Origin of the sequence: Acinetobacter bohemicus ANC 3994, from assembly GCF_000367925.1 — a bacterium.
Taxonomy (GTDB): Bacteria; Pseudomonadota; Gammaproteobacteria; order Pseudomonadales; family Moraxellaceae; genus Acinetobacter; species Acinetobacter bohemicus.
In genome coordinates this window covers 291,290-312,985 of record NZ_KB849175.1, presented here as the reverse complement: position 1 = coordinate 312,985, position 21,696 = coordinate 291,290, and the positions used below count along the sequence as shown (strand labels likewise).

General features: G+C 40.0%; 16 protein-coding genes. 8 read left to right on the top strand and 8 right to left on the bottom strand.

What is annotated here, in order from left to right; all coding sequences use genetic code 11:
• Nucleotides 1-144: 144 nt before the first annotated feature.
• Complete coding sequence (locus F994_RS11955) at nt 145-2,115, top strand: BCCT family transporter (RefSeq protein ID WP_004650741.1); 1,971 nt, start codon at nt 145-147, stop codon at nt 2,113-2,115.
• Between the two features lie 63 nt (nt 2,116-2,178).
• Here F994_RS11955 and omp33-36 read toward each other — a convergent pair whose 3' ends face one another.
• The gene (gene omp33-36 / locus F994_RS11950) at nt 2,179-3,060 is read right to left on the bottom strand and encodes a porin Omp33-36 (RefSeq protein ID WP_004650740.1); all 882 of its coding nucleotides are present in this window, start codon (nt 3,058-3,060) and stop codon (nt 2,179-2,181) included.
• Between the two features lie 1,088 nt (nt 3,061-4,148).
• Between omp33-36 and F994_RS11945 the strand changes: the two genes are divergently transcribed.
• Nucleotides 4,149-5,003: a class D beta-lactamase OXA-296 gene (locus F994_RS11945; protein ID WP_004650739.1), complete on the top strand. Its 855-nt coding sequence runs from the start codon at nt 4,149-4,151 to the stop codon at nt 5,001-5,003.
• A 180-nt stretch (nt 5,004-5,183) separates the two neighbouring features.
• Nucleotides 5,184-6,887 carry a GGDEF domain-containing protein gene (locus F994_RS11940; RefSeq protein ID WP_004650737.1) on the top strand — a complete coding sequence of 568 codons (1,704 nt, stop codon included), beginning with the start codon at nt 5,184-5,186 and terminating at the stop codon, nt 6,885-6,887.
• 53 nt (nt 6,888-6,940) lie between these two features.
• Here F994_RS11940 and F994_RS11935 read toward each other — a convergent pair whose 3' ends face one another.
• From F994_RS11935 to uvrA, 3 genes are all read right to left on the bottom strand, one after another.
• Nucleotides 6,941-7,771: a toxin-antitoxin system YwqK family antitoxin gene (locus F994_RS11935; protein WP_004650736.1), complete on the bottom strand. Its 831-nt coding sequence runs from the start codon at nt 7,769-7,771 to the stop codon at nt 6,941-6,943.
• Between the two features lie 67 nt (nt 7,772-7,838).
• A complete protein-coding gene (locus F994_RS11930) occupies nt 7,839-8,681 on the bottom strand; it encodes an AbiJ-NTD4 domain-containing protein (RefSeq protein WP_004650735.1) in 843 nt (280 codons plus the stop codon).
• 122 nt (nt 8,682-8,803) lie between these two features.
• Nucleotides 8,804-11,635, bottom strand: a complete 2,832-nt coding sequence (gene uvrA / locus F994_RS11925) for an excinuclease ABC subunit UvrA (protein ID WP_004650734.1) — start codon at nt 11,633-11,635, stop codon at nt 8,804-8,806.
• Between the two features lie 242 nt (nt 11,636-11,877).
• On the opposite strand from uvrA, the gene F994_RS11920 reads away from it, so the two are divergent.
• Complete coding sequence (locus F994_RS11920; RefSeq protein WP_004650733.1) at nt 11,878-12,234, top strand: DUF1304 domain-containing protein; 357 nt, start codon at nt 11,878-11,880, stop codon at nt 12,232-12,234.
• A gap of 57 nt (nt 12,235-12,291) precedes the next feature.
• Nucleotides 12,292-12,633 (top strand): GlpM family protein, encoded by a 342-nt coding sequence (locus F994_RS11915; RefSeq protein WP_004650732.1) that lies wholly within the window; start codon nt 12,292-12,294, stop codon nt 12,631-12,633.
• Nucleotides 12,634-12,721: 88 nt separating this feature from the next.
• Here the strand turns inward: F994_RS11915 and tenA are convergent, their stop codons facing one another.
• Nucleotides 12,722-13,393 carry a thiaminase II gene (gene tenA, locus F994_RS11910; RefSeq protein WP_004650731.1) on the bottom strand — a complete coding sequence of 224 codons (672 nt, stop codon included), beginning with the start codon at nt 13,391-13,393 and terminating at the stop codon, nt 12,722-12,724.
• Between the two features lie 237 nt (nt 13,394-13,630).
• Between tenA and F994_RS11905 the strand changes: the two genes are divergently transcribed.
• The 3 genes from F994_RS11905 (at nt 13,631) to ssb (ending at nt 16,880) form a co-directional block, all read left to right on the top strand.
• Complete coding sequence (locus F994_RS11905) at nt 13,631-14,716, top strand: DUF475 domain-containing protein (RefSeq protein WP_004650730.1); 1,086 nt, start codon at nt 13,631-13,633, stop codon at nt 14,714-14,716.
• A gap of 148 nt (nt 14,717-14,864) precedes the next feature.
• Nucleotides 14,865-16,229, top strand: coding sequence for an MFS transporter (locus F994_RS11900; RefSeq protein WP_004650729.1), 1,365 nt, complete (start codon nt 14,865-14,867; stop codon nt 16,227-16,229).
• A 51-nt stretch (nt 16,230-16,280) separates the two neighbouring features.
• Complete coding sequence (ssb, locus tag F994_RS11895) at nt 16,281-16,880, top strand: single-stranded DNA-binding protein (RefSeq protein ID WP_004650727.1); 600 nt, start codon at nt 16,281-16,283, stop codon at nt 16,878-16,880.
• Between the two features lie 321 nt (nt 16,881-17,201).
• Here the strand turns inward: ssb and F994_RS11890 are convergent, their stop codons facing one another.
• The 3 genes from F994_RS11890 to F994_RS11880 form a co-directional block, all read right to left on the bottom strand.
• Nucleotides 17,202-18,665, bottom strand: a complete 1,464-nt coding sequence (locus tag F994_RS11890) for a PepSY domain-containing protein (RefSeq protein WP_004650726.1) — start codon at nt 18,663-18,665, stop codon at nt 17,202-17,204.
• Between the two features lie 3 nt (nt 18,666-18,668).
• A complete protein-coding gene (locus F994_RS11885; RefSeq protein WP_004650725.1) occupies nt 18,669-20,780 on the bottom strand; it encodes a TonB-dependent receptor in 2,112 nt (703 codons plus the stop codon).
• A gap of 77 nt (nt 20,781-20,857) precedes the next feature.
• On the bottom strand, nt 20,858-21,349 hold the full coding sequence (locus F994_RS11880) for a hypothetical protein (protein WP_004650724.1): 492 nt from the start codon (nt 21,347-21,349) through the stop codon (nt 20,858-20,860).
• Between the last annotated feature and the right edge of the window lie 347 nt (nt 21,350-21,696).

Here is a 21,696-nt window from a genome sequence, read left to right as displayed (position 1 = left end):
TAACTGCTTTGTTTTGATCATTCATTTATGATGCTTTTGAGTTTTTATTTATTGCTATTGAACTCGTCTTTTATTCATCTTCGATGAATGTTCTGTTTGACCTTCAGGTCTGTCACGTTAATTAAAATATAAAATGGGGGATTTATGCCTTCCAAAAATGCATCATGGTTTGCCAATGTCAATCCAAATGTCTTTTTAAGTACCGTCGCTATTATTGTTATTTTCCTTGCAGTGGTAGTTTTAGCACCCAATTCATTTGAGCTTATCACTCAGCAGTTAAATCAGTGGGTGACCGATTCCTTTAGTTGGTTCTATGTTTTATCTGTTGCCATATTTCTGATTTTACTCATTTATATTGCATTATCAGATATGGGTAAAATTAAATTGGGTCCTGACCATAGTCAACCTGCGTATAGTAATGTTTCATGGTTTGCCATGCTGTTTACCGCAGGTATGGGAATCGGGCTGATGTTTTTTGGTGTAGCCGAACCCGTCATGCACTATGTTTCTCCACCCACAGGTGAAGCAGAAACCATTCAATCTGCACAACAAGCGATGCGTGTGACTTTCTTTCATTGGGGTTTACATGCTTGGGCGATTTATACCGTGGTTGGATTATCACTGGCCTATTTTGCTTATCGACACAATCTGCCACTCAAAATTCGTTCATCTTTATATCCAATCATTGGAAAAAAGATTTATGGTCCTTTAGGGGATGCGGTGGATACCTTTGCAACAATTGGTACTGTTTTTGGTGTTGCAACCACATTGGGTTTTGGTGTCACTCAAATCAATGCAGGGCTGAATTACCTGTTTGGCATTGAACAGTCTGCGACAATACAAGTGATCTTGATTGTGGTGGTGAGTGCGATGGCATCCATGTCAGTATTTTTAGGGCTGGATAAGGGCATTAAACGGCTGTCTGAACTCAATTTAATTCTTGCACTGATTTTACTGCTGTTTGTATTTTTCGCCAGTTCATCTATTTATTTACTGCAAACCACCATTCAAAATGCAGGACAATACATCTCCAATTTATTTGCGATGACCTTTAATTTATATGCCTATCAACCGAATGGCTGGATTGGCGGTTGGACGATTATGTATTGGGCATGGTGGATTTCATGGTCACCCTTTGTTGGGATGTTTATTGCCCGAGTTTCTAAAGGTCGCAGTATTCGTGAATTTATTGTCGGTGTATTGCTTATTCCGACTGGATTTACCCTGATTTGGATGGGTTTCATGGGCAATGCTGCGCTATATAGCATTTTACATGAAGCAAATCATGCGCTGGTTTTGGCCGTTCAGCAAGATTCATCGGTCGCGCTGTTTGAGTTTCTACACAGTTTGCCTTTTTCTGCTGTTATGAGTGTATTGGCGACCTTTTTGGTGATGCTGTTTTTTGTCACATCGGCAGATTCAGGTGCATTGGTTACCGATTATTTAACCGCCAAGTCGGAAAAATCTCCAATGTGGCAAAGGCTATTTTGGACTGTACTGATGGCTGTTTTAGCCATCGTTTTGCTGCTGGTTGGTGGTTTAAGTGCTTTACAGTCTGCGACCATGATGAGTGCATTACCCTTTACTTTTATTCTGCTGTTGATCTGCTGGGGACTATTAAAAGCCTTGCACTTAGAGGTGACTAAAATGCATGCCTTGCAACAGGCACGTATTACCCCGCGAGCTATTCAGAATCCGCGAAGCTGGCAACAACGCTTAGGTTTGATTATGCACTATCCGCATAGTGAACAAGAGATTCAGCACTATATTGATTCTGAAGTATTTAATGCATTTAAAAGTGTACAAAAGGAGTTTCAGCGTCGTCAGCTTGAGGTTTCTATTCAAAGCATTGATGGTGGAATGGAGCTTAGAGTGGATCATCACAATGAAATTAATTTCGTTTACCAAGTGGTTGCCCAAGAAACGGTGCCACCCAGTTTTATGGCAGAAGCAATGCCAAATGAAGTGAAGTACTATCAAGCCGAAGTCTTTTTAAGAGAAGGTGGGCAAAACTATGATGTGATGGATTGGACTTCGGAGGATCTATTGCAAGATATTATTGACCAATATGAACGCCATTTACATTTTTTAAGTTTAGTCAGAACCGCTGAATAAAAAGCTAGAAATTAAAAAAGGACTCACATGGAGTCCTTTTTTTAATTCAGTTTCTAAAATGAATTAGAAGCGGAATTTAGCATTTACGCCAACAGTTTCAGTATCACGTACTGAACCTTTTTCAGCATTAGCGCTAACATAGTTTGCGCCAACAGCGACAGCTGGAGTAATGAAGTAATTTACGTTTGCGCCCCAAGCTTTGTTTGGAGATTCACTGATGCTTGATTCAGCATAAGATGCGCCAACGCTTAATTTCGGATTTACAAATAAATCAGTTTTGAAACCGTAAGTTTTGTATTCAGCAAATAATATGTTGGTTTCGAAACCAATGGCCATATTCGTACCGTCAATCGCACCCACGTATTTAGTACGTGCAGTAACTGCGTCTTGGTCACGGGCAATCGTTTTCGATTCTAAAGCAGCTTTCTCAACACCGTTAGACAGGATGTTGAAAGCATCATACGAAGTTTGGTTCGGTGCGCTAGTGTAACCTACAGCAACCAAGAAGTTAGGCACAACGACAGCACCAACTTCAACTGCATAGCGGTCGCCATGGTCATCAGCTTTGTTATCTTTGTTGTCGGTAATAGTGTTGCTATAAGACGCGCTAGCGTATACAGGAACAACTTTAGTTGGAATATAAGCTTCAGCTTTAGCACCGATAGTATGAGATACGAAGTCAGCCTTGTCAGCATTAACGTCGTATTCGCCATAGTTGTAAGCTAAAGATGCGTTAGAAGCTTGGTTTAAGAATGCTGCTTCAGCCAATGGACCTTTTGACGCGTCAACATTTTTGAAATAGTAAGTTCCTTGCACAGCACCCGTAAAGTTTTTGTCATTTACAGTGTTGTCGATGAACTCAGACTGACCTTGAACTTCAAATTGATACGCTTGAGCACCGGTCATGGCTAATAATAAAGCAGTGGCTAAACCAAGTTTTTTCATAATAATTACCAGTTCTGTTAAAAATGGATTAAACAGCCGCCATTGTATTGTAACAAAACATTAAGTCAATGAACTAAAACAATATTGTTTTATTGAGCTTTTACTCTAAATAGTGTAATTGCTTAAAAAGCATACAGTTGGAATACAGCATGTCAACGCTAAAAAACCTTTTTCAGAACAAAAGAATATGGGCATTCATGCAACTGATTTGCTGGAGAATGGATGAAATGTAAATGATTTTTAACAATGTTAAATTAGATCAAATATTTATTTTTAATAGTAAAAAACAATTAATGTTTGCTGCTAGAGCGTGAATGATTTGTCATATTTTGAATAGAATGTAGACCATACTTAGAAAATTGCGCTAAAAACAGCCATTTATTTGTTTGAAAAACAAGCATATTAATATCTATTTTGTGAAATTCCGCACATTATTGTTTTATTTCGTGTTGGATTTAAAAAACCAACTGCTTTAATAGGCTTTACTTATTTGGTTATTTTTTACATAATTCACCTATCAAGTCATACTACATTGAAATAATGTGATCATGATCTGATTCTCCACAGAAACAGTTTTTGTTTTATATGCCCAACTTTCCCCAAGGTTGGGTTTTTTTTATCAAAAAATTTCTCTTACATTTTCTTTATGGTCAGTAAGACAGACAGCATTTAAAGATAAAATAATTTATAAAGTTGTGTGATGGCTTCAGCTCTATTTTTGTATTCATGAATCAATCATTCAGTCTTAGACTTCATATAGATAAAAAAGATGAATCCTGAAATATTTATGCACTTATTTGGTGCTTATTTGTTGGGTTTATAGCATTGTTGATTGATTTAAAAGCATAAAAAAACCCAGTTTCCAAAGAAAACTGGGTTTTTTTAGCCAAAAATCTCGGGGAAATCAAAAATCCTGCTGAGGAATGACTTTGATTTGCCCTAATAAGGTGCATTATGCACTAACTTGTTGCATGTGTAAATATTTCCGCATCACGGTCGTGAAAAATATTTTGCATGTGCGTAATTGATACAACGTTTTGTCGTCAGATTTGATAAAAATAGCAATTTATTCCATTGAGACTTTTGAGATGCAACAGCGGTTATTTTACTTTGGCTGTTTATTGCTCTTAACGCAATTAAGTGCTTGCCACATGAACAGGGCGCAGACGTCTAATCAATCCGTGCAAAAAGCTGTTTTGCAGGCACCCTCTGAACGCCCAGAAGAGATTAAGCAATTGTTTAATTCTGCACACACATCAGCCGTTTTTATCACCTATGACGGTCGGCAGTTTAATCGTTATGGTAATGCTTTGGCTCGTGCCCAAAATGCCTATATTCCAGCTTCAACGTTTAAAATATTAAATGCATTGATTGGTCTTCAGCATCATAAAGTCAGTACGTCTGAAGTGTTTAAATGGAAGGGTGAAAAGCGTTCATTTCCTGCGTGGGAAAAAGATATGAACTTGGCGCAAGCCATGCAGCTTTCAGCCGTTCCAGTGTATCAGCAGCTTGCTCGACGTATAGGCTTAGAACTCATGCAGAAAGAAATTTCTCGGCTTGGTTTTGGCAATCAAAAGATTGGTCAACAGGTGGATAATTTTTGGTTGGTTGGCCCTTTAAAAATAACCCCAGAACAAGAAGCACAATTTGTCTATCAACTGGCAACAGAGCAATTACCTTTTGATGTAAAAGTACAAAAACAGGTCAAAGAGATGCTTTATATTGAGCGTCGTGGTGATACAAAATTATATGCAAAAAGTGGTTGGGGAATGGATGTTAAGCCTCAAGTGGGGTGGTATACAGGGTGGGTTGAACAAGCAAATGGACAGATCACCGCTTTTGTTTTAAATTTGGAAATGCATGATGGCGATGATGTGGGCGAACGTAAGCAGCTCACTTTGGATGCATTGGATAAGCTGGGATTATTCTTTTATTTACACTAAAAGTTGGTTTATTAATAAGCAAAATTCTAAAATGCGGTATATCGATGATTTTTATTAAAATAATATAAGTGCCTGATAAAACAAATTATTGATGTTTATATCATGTAATATATAAGTCTATTATGGAAATCATCACCATTATGATTGACCAGTTGGTTTTGTACGGGGCAGATTGAATCCATGTATAAATTACGTTCGGAGCGTATTAGTCAACAACTTTTCTGGTCGATGATCCTGATTATCTTCTCTTTGCTTCTGCTTTCTGTGCCGTTAATTGTGAGTAGCTATAAGAGCTATCAGAAAGCAGATCGAGCATTATCAGAAATTTCTGCGCTTCGTGCGGTGGCGGATTTGGCCAATAAAATTTCACGTGAACGAGCACCTGCCAATAAGGTGATGTCGAGTCGGGCTGGTGAATTAGCCGCGAAGCTAAAAGAATTAGATGACTATCGAAAAGAAGTCGATTTACAAATTGAACAAACCATTCGGATTTTAAATACAAGAAGTTTTTCTGGTCAGGAAAAAGCCTTATTTAACAATTTAAAAAAAAGCTTACAACAAGGTCGTCAAGCGGTAGATGCTTATGCTGCTTTACCTCTATCGCAACGTAATTCAGAACAGTTTGATAATGCCATTCAGCAAATGTTTAAGGCTTGGGACAGTTGCTACGAAATTTTAAAAAATGAATTAGTGCAATCTGAGGGCAAAGGAACCGCTGTTTCTGAGTACTACACGCTGATTTTAATTTTGTCAGATTTACGTGATCAGGCCGGGCGAATGGCATCGAATGTGATTGCACCTGTGACGTTTAAAGAAAAAATGTCTGAGGATAATTTAGCCCGTTCTTTACAAACTCAACATCAGGCCAATTATTTGTGGGCCTTGATCAATACGATTCAGCCTGAGCAGGATAAAACACCCGAATATTTAGCGTTGCATCAGCAAGTGAAAACACAATTTTTAGATCAGGCCATTCCAATTGCTGCTGGTTTGATCGATGAAAGTTTGCATAATCAACCTTACAGCTTAACAGGCACGCAATTAACAGAAGTGATGGTGGATAAGTTTGTTACGGTGGTTAATTTACAAAGCTATATTCTTGATTACAGTGTACATATTGCACAAAAAGAAAAACAAGAATCCTATCATATCTTTATTTTAACTTTGTTGGTCGCGTTGATTTGCTTGGTCACAGCATTTTTCACCATGATTTATGCCAGAAATGGCGTGTTTAAGCCTTTAATTGATGCTAGAAATTCAATTCTTCAGTTGGCACAGTATAAAGTAACCGATAGTGATTATAAAAACTCCTCTGCCGATCCAGTGACCTTATTGGATGCCATTCAAAAGCTGAAAGGTGTGCTGCAACAACGTGATGCTTTAGAATTTCAGCTTAGAAATATTGCCAATACCGATACTTTGACGGGGGTATCGAATCGTTTAGCTTTGGACGAATATATTAAATATGTAGAAAGAAAGCCTGAAAAATTCACTCAAATCGGTTTAATTATTTTCGATATTGATGATTTTAAACAGGTTAATGATACCTTTGGGCATATTGTTGGTGACGAAGTGATTCGTTTGGTGGCAGAAAAATTACAATTTAATGTGCGTACTTCGGATTTAATTGTGCGTTATGGTGGTGACGAATTTTTAGTGTTAATCGAGCAGATTCATTTTCATGATGCTTTGGTCATTGCCAATAAAATGCTAAACGAAATTGGCAGTTCTGAACTTTATATTGCTGAAATAAATCAAAATATTCAAATTTCTGTCAGTGCAGGGGTTGCAGTCGGGGCAGTGTCTTGGATGGCCTTATTAGAAAAAGCAGACAAGTCTTTGTTTAAGGCCAAGGCACGTGGCAAGAATGCAGTGGATGGGTGAGTGACTCACCCTTATGTTGATGCATAGATTACATGCGAGATAAGTCTATTTAATTAGTCTTCAGCACTAAATTGAGCAATACAGTTCTTTGTAGAGATGACTTGATTTGATGCTGTCCAACATTGTGCATCTATAATTTTTCCAGCTTGGTAATTTAAAACTGCTTCAGGCTTGCCATTTTCATACCAAGATTTATATGTGCCATGACGCACGCCATCTCTGTATGCACCCAAGCGTTCTAACTTTCCATTTCTGTACCATTGTTTCAGTTCACCCACTATGTTGTCATTTTCAAAACGTGCGTAAGTCCACGGTTCACCATTTTCATACCAACGTTGTTTCATACCGTTTTGCATACCCTCTTTATAGCCCATTGAAAGTGCCAATTGCCCGTTAGGATGCCAGATACGGTATTCACCATGAGATATGCCATTGCTCACATTGGATTCTTGTTCTTTTAAGCCATTGGCGAACCAGAAGTTGAGTTTGCCGTTATAGATACCGTCTGTATATTCAATAAGGCTGCGTGGTTTTCCATTGGGATAAAAGCTTTCGAAAATTCCAGTGCCTTGTATATGGTTTGGAAAATGAACCTGATGTTCGCATTCAACTTCTTGGGCCGAAGGTTTTTGTGTGGTGAGGTATGTTGAGGTGAGCGGGGTGTTATCCAGATAGGTATATTGCACAGACCATGTTTTAGGGGATTCGCTATTTTGTAGGATTGGAATACATTTAGGATGGTCTTTCCACGGACTTTCATCTGGATCCATAGAGGATGTAAACACCACCATATTTTCATTGATATAGCCTTCGGCATGTATAGCGAGTGATGAAATAGAAAGGCAAATGCTGATAGCAAATTTTATTTGATTTTTATGGTGCATGAATTTTCTCAGTTTTTATAAGTATGTAGTTCATTTTATGAATGAAATTTGTGAATATACTTTTAGCTTATTTTTTTTCAATCAAATAATTAATAAAATTGGTACATGCAACCAACATAAATTTTGCATCTATATAGCTTAAATTTGATTCTTCTAGCATGGCATGGCGAATACCGTCAGCATCAGAAGTATAACCATAGAGTTGGCTTAAACTTCCTTTTAGAGCAGGGTGTAAACCAAATTTATCCTCAACGATTTTTAAAGCTTTACCTAAAGTTGTTTTTTCATCATTGGTCACGATTTTGCAAATGGATTCAACAGCACTAATCGATTCTTTAATTGAATTACGATAATCAGGATTTTGTCGATCTGACATTAATTTTAAAGCTTGATTTAAATGTTGTTGAACACCTGAATACGGATTGGTATTTACTAAAGCATCCTCGATGGATTGAATTTCTTGTTCTGAGGTTATTGGTGTAATTTCGTTATTGATTATTCGATATGCACTATTTTCTTTTTCCAAACAATTATTTAATTCTTTAGTGAAGAACTCTTTATTTTTCTTTAATTCTCTTGGATAGTTTTCTAATGTTTCTTCAATGAAGCTATAAACTTCATGCCACTCGCAGTTAAAAAAACAACTTCTGACTTTGTATAATACTTTTTCAAATTGAATGGGAATCGTATCAATGGGTTGTTTGAAAAAATTAAGCCAATAAGCAATTATGAGTGTTTTTAAATTTGATGTATTTATATTTCCATGAGATTGATACGATGAATAATCTACTTGATTCCATAAATAAATAGTGAATAAACTCCAAATTCCATTACGTAAGTTATCATCCATACTGCCTTTTTGAATAATTTCTCGAACAGGTTTATATCCATATCTTTCAGAAAATCGCATTATTTATCTCAAAATAAAATATTTTATTTTTATCAATTTCTTAAATCCTCCCTAACCCTCCTTTAAAAAAGGAGGGAATTCCCCTCTTTATCAAAGAAGGGTTAGGGGAGATTTATAAATTCTTACTTCAACATCGTTTTTAAGAACTTCGCGGTATGTGAAACGTCACTCTTGGCAACGTCTTCCGGTGTACCTTCGGCAATAATCATACCGCCGCCTGCACCACCTTCAGGCCCTAAATCAATCACCCAATCGGCAGTTTTAATCACATCCAAATTATGCTCAATCACCACAATGGTATTACCCTTATTGCGTAGCTCATGCAAAATATCCAGTAGTTTTGCAATGTCATGGAAATGCAAACCTGTGGTCGGTTCATCTAAGATATAAATGGTTTTACCCGTATCCCGTTTCGCCAGTTCACGTGCCAGTTTTACCCGTTGCGCTTCACCGCCCGAAAGTGTAGTCGCAGATTGCCCTAAACGGATATAACCCAAGCCAACCTGATGTAGCGTTTCTAAACGTCGGTGAATCACAGGAATGGCATCAAAGAAATGCATCGCATCTTCAACGGTCATGCCCAAAACATCCGAAATGTTTTTGCCTTTATAGCCGACTTCCAAAGTTTCACGGTTATAACGGTCGCCATGACAGTTATCGCAAGGTACATACATGTCGGGTAAGAAATGCATCGCCACTTTAATCATGCCGTCGCCTTCACAGGCTTCACAGCGACCACCTTTCACGTTAAACGAGAAACGACCCGCAGCATAACCACGTGCTTTGGCTTCAGGTGTTTGCGCAAAAAGTTCACGAATTGGGGTAAATAAACCGGTGTAGGTTGCAGGGTTCGAGCGCGGGGTACGTCCAATCGGGCTTTGGTCAATATCGACGACTTTATCCAGAAATTGTAAGCCATCAATTGAATCAAACTTTTCAGCCGTAAGCGTGGTTGCACCATTGAGTTGAGTCGCTGCAAGCGGTAACAGGGTACGGTTAATCAGGGTTGATTTACCCGAACCCGAAACGCCTGTGACACAGGTCATAATGCCCAAAGGAATGGTCAAATCGACCTGTTGTAGGTTATGACCACAGGCCCCCATCAACTTAATTTGTTCTTCAGGTTTTGGTGGCTGGGTACGAACTTTTGGCACTGCAATTTTTAACTTACCTGACAGATATTGTCCTGTCAGTGAATTCGGATTGGCCAAAATTTCTTCATAAGTGCCTTCGGCAATAATATGCCCACCATGAACACCTGCACCCGGACCAATATCAATAATATGATCGGCTGCACGAATGGCATCTTCATCATGCTCAACCACCAATACGGTATTGCCTAAGTCACGTAAGCGAACCAACGTTTCCAGCAGACGGTCGTTATCACGTTGATGCAAACCAATTGATGGTTCATCCAGCACGTACATCACCCCCATAAGGCCCGCACCAATTTGCGAAGCCAAACGAATGCGCTGTGCTTCACCGCCGGATAGGGTTTCGGCAGAACGTGACAGGCTTAAATAGTTCAAACCGACAGAGACTAGAAAGTGTAATCGCTCACGAATTTCTTTAAAAATTTTATCGCCAATTTCGCCTTTAGCCCCTTCAAGATGGACATGTTGATAATACTGTTCAGCGTCACCAATCGACATTTTGGTGATTTGGGCAATGGTCTTGTCTAAAATTTTAACGTTACGCGAAATTTCATTCAGACGTGAACCATCACAGGCATCGCAGGCTGCATTCGACAAGTATTGGGCTAAATCTTCACGGACATAATTCGATTCGGTTTCACGGTAACGACGCTCAAGGTGCGGCAAAATACCTTCAAAGGGTTGTACACGTTTATGTGAGCGACCACGTTCATCAATATAACTGAGGTCAACTTTGTCTTTGCCAGTACCATAAAGAAATTTCTTTTTGGTTTCAGCATCCAGTTCATTCCAAGGCGTATCTAAAGAGAAGCCAAAATGTGCTGCGACTTTTTCAATCATGCTGTAGTAATACGGACGCTGTCTGTCCCAACCACGAATTGCACCTTGGCTGATCGAAACTTCATTGTTTGGAATCAGTTTGTCGGCGCTAAAATGACTACGCGTACCTAAACCATCACATACAGGACAAGCGCCAAAGGGATTGTTGAATGAAAATAGACGCGGTTCGAGTTCACCAACAGCACGTTCACATTCTGGGCAAGAGTGCTTTGCAGAGAACACGCGATCTGCATGTTCGGCATTCATCCATGACAAAATGGCAATATCACCACCCAAACGTAGCGCAGTCTCGAAACTTTCTGCAATACGGTTGCCTAAATCATCGCGGACTTTAAAGCGGTCGACCACCACTTCAATGGTATGTTTTTTCTTTTTATCCAGTTCGGGCGGTGGATCAATATCCATCACTTCGCCATCGACACGGGCACGGACAAAACCTTGACTTTGCAGTTGTTCAAATAAGTTGCTGTATTCACCTTTACGATCACGCACCACAGGGGCAAGCAGCATCAGTGCTGTGCCTTCCTCAAGTCCTTTAACCGCATCGACCATTTCAGAAATGGTTTGCGCGACCATTGGTAGATCATGTTCAGGGCAGTACGGTGTCCCGACACGGGCATAGAGCAGACGTAAATAGTCGTAAATTTCGGTGATGGTTCCCACGGTTGAACGAGGGTTGTGACTGGTTGATTTCTGTTCAATGGCAATCGCTGGACTTAAACCCTCAATGGAATCCACTTCGGGTTTTTCCATTTGCGAAAGGAATTGGCGCGCATAGGCAGACAGTGATTCTACATAACGACGCTGACCTTCGGCATATAACGTATCAAAGGCAAGGGAGGATTTACCTGAGCCTGAGAGTCCCGTAATCACCACGAACTTGTCGCGTGGAATATCGAGTGACACATTTTTTAAGTTATGGGTACGTGCGCCTCGAATACGGATGTGACTTTGGCTCATAAAACATCTCGGGAATGGATAAATTGAAGGTTATATATGATAGCGCATGAAAAATGTTCAAGCTGTATTAAAAAGAATTTAAACGTCATTTTGTGTCGGATCAGTTCAGGATTTAAAATAAACGCGGGGTAATGGTGTTTTTTTATACCCATAAGTCAAAAAATTAAATGTCAAAATTCAGTATTTCGACAGATTCATGGCTAAAATGCAAAATATGCTCTGAAAAATAAAAAGGAAATCACATGCTCGTTGCTCAGATTCTGATTGCTATTATTGCAATTTTACATCTCTATTTTTTAATTCTAGAAATGTTCCTGTGGGATAAACCTTTAGGAATGAAAGCCTTTGGCAATACGGCTGAAAAGGCAAAACTCACCAAAGTTTTGGCACAGAATCAGGGTTTATATAATGGTTTCTTAGCCGCAGGACTGATTTGGTCACTCTTTGCATCTGCACCCTTCGCCATTCAACTGGCCAATTTCTTTTTAGGCTGTGTTTTGGTGGCCGGTGTTTATGGTGCCATGACAGCAAGTAAAAAGATTCTTTATATTCAGGCGATGCCAGCATTGATTGCTTTAATTGCGCTAAATGTGTTTTAGGGAGCACGATTGGCATAAACTTCGTGGCTTAAAGTTTTTGCTGTTGGATTTGTAAATATGTTGTCTTTATTTTTGAAATGTATGTTAGGTGCCGCTGCGGTATTGGTGATTTCGATCTTTTCTAAAAGTAAGGCATTTTATATTGCAGGTCTGGTTCCACTTTTTCCGACGTTTGCCTTAATTGCGCATGTGATTGTGTCACAGCAGCAGGGGGCGGAGGCTTTACGCAAAACTGCATTGTTTGGTTTATGGTCTCTGATTCCATATGCCATTTATTTGTTGATGGTGTATCTGCTGGCCACCAAAATGTCGATGTGGTCATGTCTAGGGATCGCCACAGTGTGCTGGATTGTCGCTGCGGCAGGATTGATTTATGGCTGGCAGATGTTTCAGCAGTAACAGAACATCCTCCCTCGAAGTCTGCGCTATAGATGGCGTAAGAGGGAGGAATGATCATCAAAGTATTTAGATTTGAGGCGGAGTCGAATTAAGCATCCAAGCCTAACCACTGTCTTTGATCATAAGCACTATCCCAGAATAACCATTCTAGTTTGGCAGCCGTGGTATAAGCGTGATGCATTTTTTCAAGGGTGTCGGTATCGCAACGTGCAGCGACTTGATCAATAGTGGTAATCACATTACGTACCGCTTGATTGAAATCCTCACCTGAATAGGTATCAATCCACGCTTGATAGGGATTATTCGCAATTGAATTGTCCACAATGTCTTTACCCACTTCGGCATAAATCCAGAAACATGGCAGCAACGAAGCCAATACCACAGGATAGCTTTCAGACCATGCCGTCGCAGTTAAGAACGAGGTGTAATGATGACAGGCCAAGGTCAGTGGCGTAGTTTCAAATTGATCTTTAGAAATATCAAATTCACGCATAAAGCTATCATGTAGACTGCGCTCAACCACAATGGCAATCTTTGCTGCTTCAGAAAATTGCATCACATCATCGGCGGTAAAAGCTTTTGCAGCACAAACCGCCAGTGCACGACCGTAAGCCAGTAAATAATGCGCATCTTGAATCACATAATGGCTAAACACCTCTTTGCTTAATGTGCCTTGAGCAAGCTCTTGGTTAAATGGCAGCGCTAAAGTCTTTTGATATAACGCTAAATTTCGTTGCCATAGATCTTGAGAAAAGCTCATGTCGTCATCCTAATGATAAAGAAGAATTTACAGATGACGGGGACTATAGCAAGAGTTATTGCGCTAGGATACGACACCCAATAAATAGTATATGGGTCTGCTAAAAAATCATCCGAAGAACTTTGGCTTAATTTGCAAAAGTCGTCATAATTGTGCGCATAAAATCTTAAGCACGCACTGTTGTTAAGTTTTACCGAATTCAATTGATATTAATATTTCTCTATAGGTCGATCTATCATGATGAAACATTTTGGTTTCTCAATCATTTTTACGATCGTGTGTCTGGCGATTTCTGCATATTGGGGTTATACCCATGGCCCAGAAGCAGGTTTAAAGACCATGTTCACGGCATTGACCATTACTGCCATTTTAGCAGTGATGGAAGTGTCGCTTTCTTTCGATAATGCCGTGGTGAATGCCTCGGTACTCCGCGGTTGGGATCATTTTTGGAAAATGATCTTTTTAACTGTGGGTATTGTGATTGCCGTATTTGGTATGCGTTTAGTCTTCCCGATTGTGATTGTTGCAGTCACTGCGGACATGGGCATGCTGGATGTGGTGAAAATGGCGATCAATGACCCTCTGCTTTATTCAGAGAAATTGATGGCACATCATGCTGAAATTGCAGCATTTGGTGGCTCATTCTTATTGCTGGTGTTCCTGAATTTCTTCTTTGATAGTGAAAAAGATACCCACTGGTTTAGATGGCTTGAAGCACGTTTATCCAATCTAGCCAATGTTCCTGCAATGTCAGTATTCCTTTCATTGATTGGCTTATTGATCATGGCTGCAAATGTCGATGAAGCGACGCGTTTAGTGGTGACCATGGCGGGTATTTGGGGCATTGTGGTTTACATCGGTGTGCAAGTGCTCAGTCACTTGTTAGGCGGTGAACCTGAAATTGATGAAGACGGCAATGCTGTCAGTCATGATGCCAGTGGTGCATCAACAGGTGTGATTAAAGCTGGTCTGGGTGGTTTTATTTACCTTGAAGTCTTAGATGCATCGTTTAGTTTTGATGGTGTAATTGGTGCGTTTGCCATTACCTCTGACGTGGTGATCATCATGCTTGGTCTCGCAATTGGTGCGATGTTCGTGCGTTCAATGACCATTTACCTCGTTGAAAAAGGCACCTTAGATGCCTATGTATTCCTTGAACATGGTGCGCATTATGCCATCGGTGCTTTGGCATTTATTATGCTGGCGAGTGGTACAGGTGTACATATTCCTGAAGTGGTCACAGGTTTAATTGGTGTGGCATTTATTGTGTGGGCAATCTTTGCCTCGATTCAATATCGTAAGCGTCAAGAACGGATCGGTTAATCGTTGTTTAAGAAAAACGGTTACAATAAGGGCGCATGAAAATGCGCCTTTTTTTATGGTGGCTCATCTTGCAATAAAACAGCATCTGTAATACGAATGTTGTAGGATAGTCGATCGAAATTAAACTCATAAAACCAAGCTTATTGATATGATGAATGCTTTAGAACGTCGTTCAACCTTTGCCTTAAGCAGTATTTTTGCACTGCGTATGCTGGGCTTGTTCATGATTATTCCTGTGTTTTCTGTGGCAGGACAGTCATATCAAGGTGCAACCCCTGCGCTGATTGGCTTAGCTGTCGGTGTATATGGTTTAACCCAAGCCATTTTACAAATTCCATTTAGCTTGCTGGCGGACCGTTTTAGCCGTAAGCCTTTGGTGGTTTTAGGCTTATTGTTGTTTGCACTGGGCGGTGCCGTTGCTGCTATGTCTGAGAGCATTTATGGCGTGATTATTGGCCGTGCGATTGCGGGTGGTGGTGCCGTTTCTGCGGTGGTAATGGCATTGCTTGCCGATATCACGCGTGAGGAACAACGTAGTAAAGCCATGGCCGTTATGGGCATGAGTATTGGGGTGTCCTTTATGGTGGCCTTCAGTCTTGGGCCTTGGTTAACCAGTTTGGTTGGCATTTCTGGACTATTTTGGGTGACCACGATTATGGGAATCGCGGCAATTTCAATGTTGCTGTTGGTGCCTAAAGTGACGCGTCATCATCGCAATTATCAGCAAGGCTATGTGACGCAGTTAAAACAAGTTTTGAAAATGGGTGATTTAAACCGTCTGCATATTTCAGTCTTTGCGCTGCATTTATTGCTCACCGCAATGTTCATTTATATGCCATCACAACTGATCGAATTTGCGGATATTCCACTCTCTCGTCATGGTTTGGTGTATTTACCTTTATTGGTGATCAGCCTATTTTTTGCCTTTCCCAGTATTATTTTGGCGGAAAAATATCGCAAAATGCGCGGTATTTTCTTAACCGCAATTGGTGGGATTGTTTTAGGTTTATTGGTACTGATTTTTGGCTTTGAGTCGAAATATATCTTACTGTTAGGCCTCGCTTTATTCTTTATTGCCTTTAACGTCATGGAAGCATTATTGCCTTCTTGGTTGTCCAAATCTGCACCCATTCAATCCAAAGCAACAGCCATGGGCGTAAATGCCAGTAGCCAGTTCTTAGGCGCATTTTTTGGCGGTATGATTGGCGGGCAATTGTTAATTTTGAACAATACCGCAATGGGTTGGGGGATTTTGACCGCAATTGCCGTGGTTTGGTTATTGATTAGTTTTGGCTTGGTTCAGCCGCGTTATCTGTCATCGTTAGTGATTCGTTTGCCTGAAAGCAAACAAACGGATGAATGGACTTCTCAACTTTTGGCAATTCGTGGTATTGAAGAAGTCGTGGTCATGCCCGACCAACAGGTTGCGTATATTAAAGTCGATAAACAGCAAATAGATGATGTTGCACGACAAGATTTAACGCACTTGTTAGGTAAAGAGGTAGCCATTTAAGCATAACTCTTATAAAGTAAAACATAGTAATAAATAGGAAGAATACGTCTGATGCGTGGTGTTAATAAAGTTATTTTAGTCGGAACTTTAGGCAAAGATCCTGAAACCAAAACTTTTCCAAATGGTGGTTCTCTTACTCAGTTCTCAATTGCAACCAGCGATTCGTGGACGGATAAAAATACCGGTGAGCGCAAAGAACAAACGGAATGGCACCGTATTGTGTTACATAACCGCTTAGGTGAAATTGCGCAGCAGTATCTACGCAAAGGTTCTAAAGTTTATATTGAAGGTTCATTGCGTACGCGTCAGTGGACAGACCAAAGCGGTCAAGAACGCTACACCACAGAAATTCGTGGTGAGCAAATGCAAATGTTAGACAGTGGTAATCGTCAGCAAGGTGAGCAAAGCACGGGTGGTGATAACGCGGGTTATAATCAACCTCGTTTCAACAATAACCAAGGTGGCGCTAACTCAGGTTATAACAACAATAATAATAACCAAGGCGGTTATGGCAATAATCAAGGTGGTTTTAATAACAACCAGCAAAGTGGTTATGCCAACAATAACCCAGCGGGTTTCCAGCCTAAAGCACCACAATCTGCACCTTCAGCGCCTGCACCTGCTGATTTAGATGATGATCTTCCATTTTGAGGTACTTTAAGTAAAATAAGAACCTGATATTTATCAGGTTTTTTTATGCACAAAAAGATTGATATAGAACAAAAAGTGGATAGTCACCGATGTCATAAACACGCTTTAGTTAGATCAAATTGTTAATTAATCGTGAAAATATCATTTGCTTCGATCCTAAAAGCCTATGTTAAATCGGCAATTAAGGTGCTGTTGAAGTAGATTCATAAATACCCTCGTGTTTAGCAGGATAATTATGAATTGATAACAAATTATTCGAAATAAGAAGATATAAGCAAAGAAAGACGATTCTCACTTGATTAAGAGAGAATCGTAGAGGGACTAACGTTTTTGTGTTTGCATCCAAAAACCTAAAATAACCATCAAGGCAATCAGACCTGCAAGGCTAGCGAGTAGGAGATCTCGAAGTGTTTTATCTATTGGTAACCAAGTCCATTTATGTAAGTAAGCAAAACTAAATCCTTCTAAAGCATCTTGCTGCGTGACTTGTGCGGCAATTAAACCGCTACTTGGTTCGATATAAAGCCTGAGCTGATTGTTTAAGCTCGTTTCGACTTTAACAACAGGCAAACGTTTATTGATAAATCCATATTCTCCACTAAAACTGGTGACCCATGAACTGTGAGTAAATTGATGGGCAGGAATGTGTAAATAATTTGCAGCCAATCGTTTACTTTGCTCAAGAATATCCAATTTTGCAGAAGTTTTAGCATCGATCAGTTTAATGGTCGGTGCTGCACTTTTGGCCTGATTATGATGATCATGTTCTTTAACAGCCGTCATACTACCTTGCATTTGAGGCGTTCCTACGAATTGAACCATCCAACCAGCAACAGCTTGTGCGTTATTCAGTGCAATTGGGACAAGGTTTAATCGTTGTAATGGCTGTTGAGTCGCAGTTTGCCATGCTTCTAAACTCAAATCCTGCGTATTAAAAATGGGTTGAATATTTTGAACAGCAGGTTTCTTTTGCCAAACATGATAAAAACCACTGATGAGCCACAATGTAATGAATACACTTAAACTAATCGCTAAATAGCGGTGTAAAAAGCGACTCGGTTTTTGGCGTAAACGATGATTTTTACGATTATGGATTTTAAAAAACAATGCAACACCCATCACCACCAATACCAATATGCCAATTAAGGCAATTTGCATGAGGATCGTTTGCCCAAGCCAAGCTTGATCACCCCACGTCCATGTATGACCTAAACGGAAAATTCTTGCCATCCACATTTTTTGGTCATTGGATAGGGTGGCTAATCGAGATTGTGATGGATCAACATAAGCTCTCAGGCCATTATCAAAACTGACACGCCAAACAGGCAATAAACGATTAACACTTGGATAATCATCACTAAATTCAGTGATTAGTTTAGCCGAAATAATCTGTTCTTTGGCTAAACCTGTATACCAAAGTGCTAAGCGTTTTGCATCATGCTGTTCGCCATGTTCAATGAATTGACTGGTTTGACTATCATAATATTCAGCACTATTTTGATTCGGCTTTAATACCCGATAAGCCACAAGCTTGGGTTGCAGCTCAATAGCTTGTAATGCCGAAAATTGCGTAATGTTATGTTGTTGCAACACTTGCGAGGCAGGCATTGCATGTTCTAAATGAAGTTGTTGAAATGGAGGCATTCGTTTTGCGGGTTGAGGTTGTGTTGCACTCATGATTGGATGCAACACACCAGTTAACGACCACATTAAAACGAGAATGCCGAGCACCATTCCAAAACCCCGATGAAACTTCATCAGCTTTTTGAGTTGGCTGGCATTCATAAATTATTCCCCAAAATGATAGCGTAGACCGAGTAAATAAGTGCGCGGCGCAGCAGGTGTGTAGCTCGCTTGATTATTACTAAATGACGTACTTTCTGCGTAGTGAGCATCTGCCACATTTAAAATTTGCCCATAAATTTCATAAGCATTTTGACGATAATTGGCACGTAAATTCAGTACGGTGTGTCCGTCATATTTTTCGGTATTCGCTTCATTAATCCAATAAGAACCGACATATACACCTTCCACAGAAAGTAATAATTCAGGAATGGGTTTAATTTGATACTCAACAGTTCCAAAACTTTTTGGCGAGCTTGGCATGGTATTACCGCTGTAATCAGCCACGCTTGATGGTTTGAAATCTTCATATTCATGCTTGGCAAAACTGCCTGAAAGTTTCAAACGTTGATTATAAATGTCGCTGATTTTCCAAGTTCCGCCAATTTCGATGCCTTGATGTAAGGTTTGACCTGCATTGCGAGGCTCTCGAGTGTTATCAGGTTTGGTATAGCTGAGTACTTCGTCCTGACCTTGCAACCGGTACAAAGTAATTTCGCCATCAAGATGATCATCAAATAATTTAAAACGTAAGCCTGCATCCACATTGTTAAAGGTGGCTTCTTTTAAGTCTGGCGTAACTAAATTTGCGCCATATAAACCGCTGACTTCTGGCGGTACAAAACCTTGCGACCAGTTGCTATATAAGTCGAACTCAGGGGTAATATTCCACACCAAGCCAAGTTGCGGGCTGGCTTTATGAAAATTGCGTTTTTCATCAGGTGCACCTGTGACTTTTGACGGAACGAGTTGGTTATCAAAATCATAGCTAATCCAGTCATAGCGTGCGCCGCCAACTAAATTGAAGTTGGGTAAAACTTGCCAATTTGCTTGTGTATAGAGGGCTTGGTTATTGACGTCGACTTTGAAATCACGTAATAACTGACGTTGTTTGTAGCCTGTATAAACCAGTGTGTTTGGATCACGAAAGACTTCAATATCATTGGTTTGGGCTTGATTCGGTGAATGTTCTGCCATAACGCCTATGGTGAATTTCACTGGATCGAAATTGGCAGAATGTTGCACATTTAAACCATAAGATTGAAAAGCGTTATAGGTGGTTTGCCCACTATATGTGCCCGTAGGTACGCCACTAACAACGTCAGTGCGGATGTTATAACTTGGATTTTGCTCAGTGGTATTATCACGATAATACACGGTCATTTGACTTTTTTGTTGCTCATTCCAGCTATGATTTAATTGAGATGATAGGCGAGTTGCATCGACTTCACGATAAGTAAATGTCTGATAACTATAACCTTGGCGCTTGCTGAAATCATTTGCATTTAAGCTACCCGTCATATCGGCTTTTAAATGGTTATAACTGGCAATGTTTTTAACTTGAGTGGTATCTGAAATACGCCAGTCGTGTCTTAAAGTCACACTTTGCTTATTGCTTTCAGCATGATCTTGCCAGCTTGCACCACGATCACTCACATAGGCAGACAGTCTTAGACCATGTTCTCCATATGCCGTGTCAAAGGTATTCGATGCGCCGACCTCTAAACGGCGATAACCTTCTGAGCTTGAACTCAGGCCCAAATCTGCCGTTGGCGTTAAACTTGGCGCTTTGGTTAGAAAATTAAGGGTGCCACCAATGGCATTGCTGCCATATAAACTACTGGCTGGACCACGCAAAATTTCAATGCTGTCAATTCCAGCTAAATTTACTTCATATAAGGCATTGTGGTTAAACACACCGACAGGACGAATTGAAATTCCATCTTCTAAATATTGATACACCGCAGCGGTGGTAATCGGTTGGCGAATCGACATCATGTGCTGTTCGTTGCCCAAGTCATTCATCAAGACACCAGGGGTTTGATTGATCAGTTGACCAATAAAAGTCGCATGTTTAGCTTCAATGTCTTTATTGTTAATTTTGCTGATGGCAGTAGGGGTATTATTAATCGATTCACCCTCACGGCTTGCTGTAAACACAATCGTCGCGAGTGTCTTGACGTCATCTTGCGATGAGGTGTTGGCGAATATAGGGGTACTGTAGGTTATTGATAGGCATGCAGCTGTTAATACTGACAAACGAAATGGAGTATTCATAATCAACTCTATAAAAAAAGCAATAAACGAGGCTGTACCGCAGTGCATCACTGGATACGATGTATAAAAATTGCGATTTATAGAGCGAGTGGAGGCGCTTGTTTGATGGGGAAAAGATAGAAGATAGGTGGGATATGCAGATCTTCTGACCAGGCATAGCATAAGCATCGTACACGAGTGAACCAAGCCAATAAAAATACAAAAATAATTGCAATAAAAGGGACTATCGCAGCTGCATCAACACCATAAGTACACAAAGGGCAATGCTTCATAATTTGGCTTGCGAGTGCAAAAACCTCTTTTGCATAATCACTGAGTTGATCATGTCCAGTCGGTTGCAAATGCTGTTGGTGATGCATGCCATGATGATCATTTGAATGTGGTTCAGACAACATCAAGCTATTTTGAATATTGGTGACTTGGCAATGTGTCGGCATTGCATAGAGTGCAGGTACCACGCCAGTATGTACCAGCGTTGGTAAGAAGATATGCCAGAGTAAACAAAGCAAAGTAATCGCACCCAAAGATGCGCGCCACTTTAGCAAATGTTGACGAAAACTGGACTTCATATCAGCGATACGACACAGTGGAAATGTGGCAGCAGTATAATTAAAAAAATATTACAGTACAAAACATATCTGCCACAATTAAATCGTGATACAGGTCCTTGATAATAGGTTTCGCTTATATGTTCAGGACATTCAACCTGCCATAAAAAACCGTTTGCTTGTCTATTTGAAGCCAGTTCTTTTATACCAAGCCAAAATATGCATAAACAATCATCACACATAACACAAGAGAGGAAATGATGAGAATAAGCTGAGTTGGAACATCAATTGAAATGCTCTTTGCTTGAGTTGGCGAGTGGCGTTGAATCTCAGAAATATTCCATGCTTGGTCTTTATTTAAAGGTGAC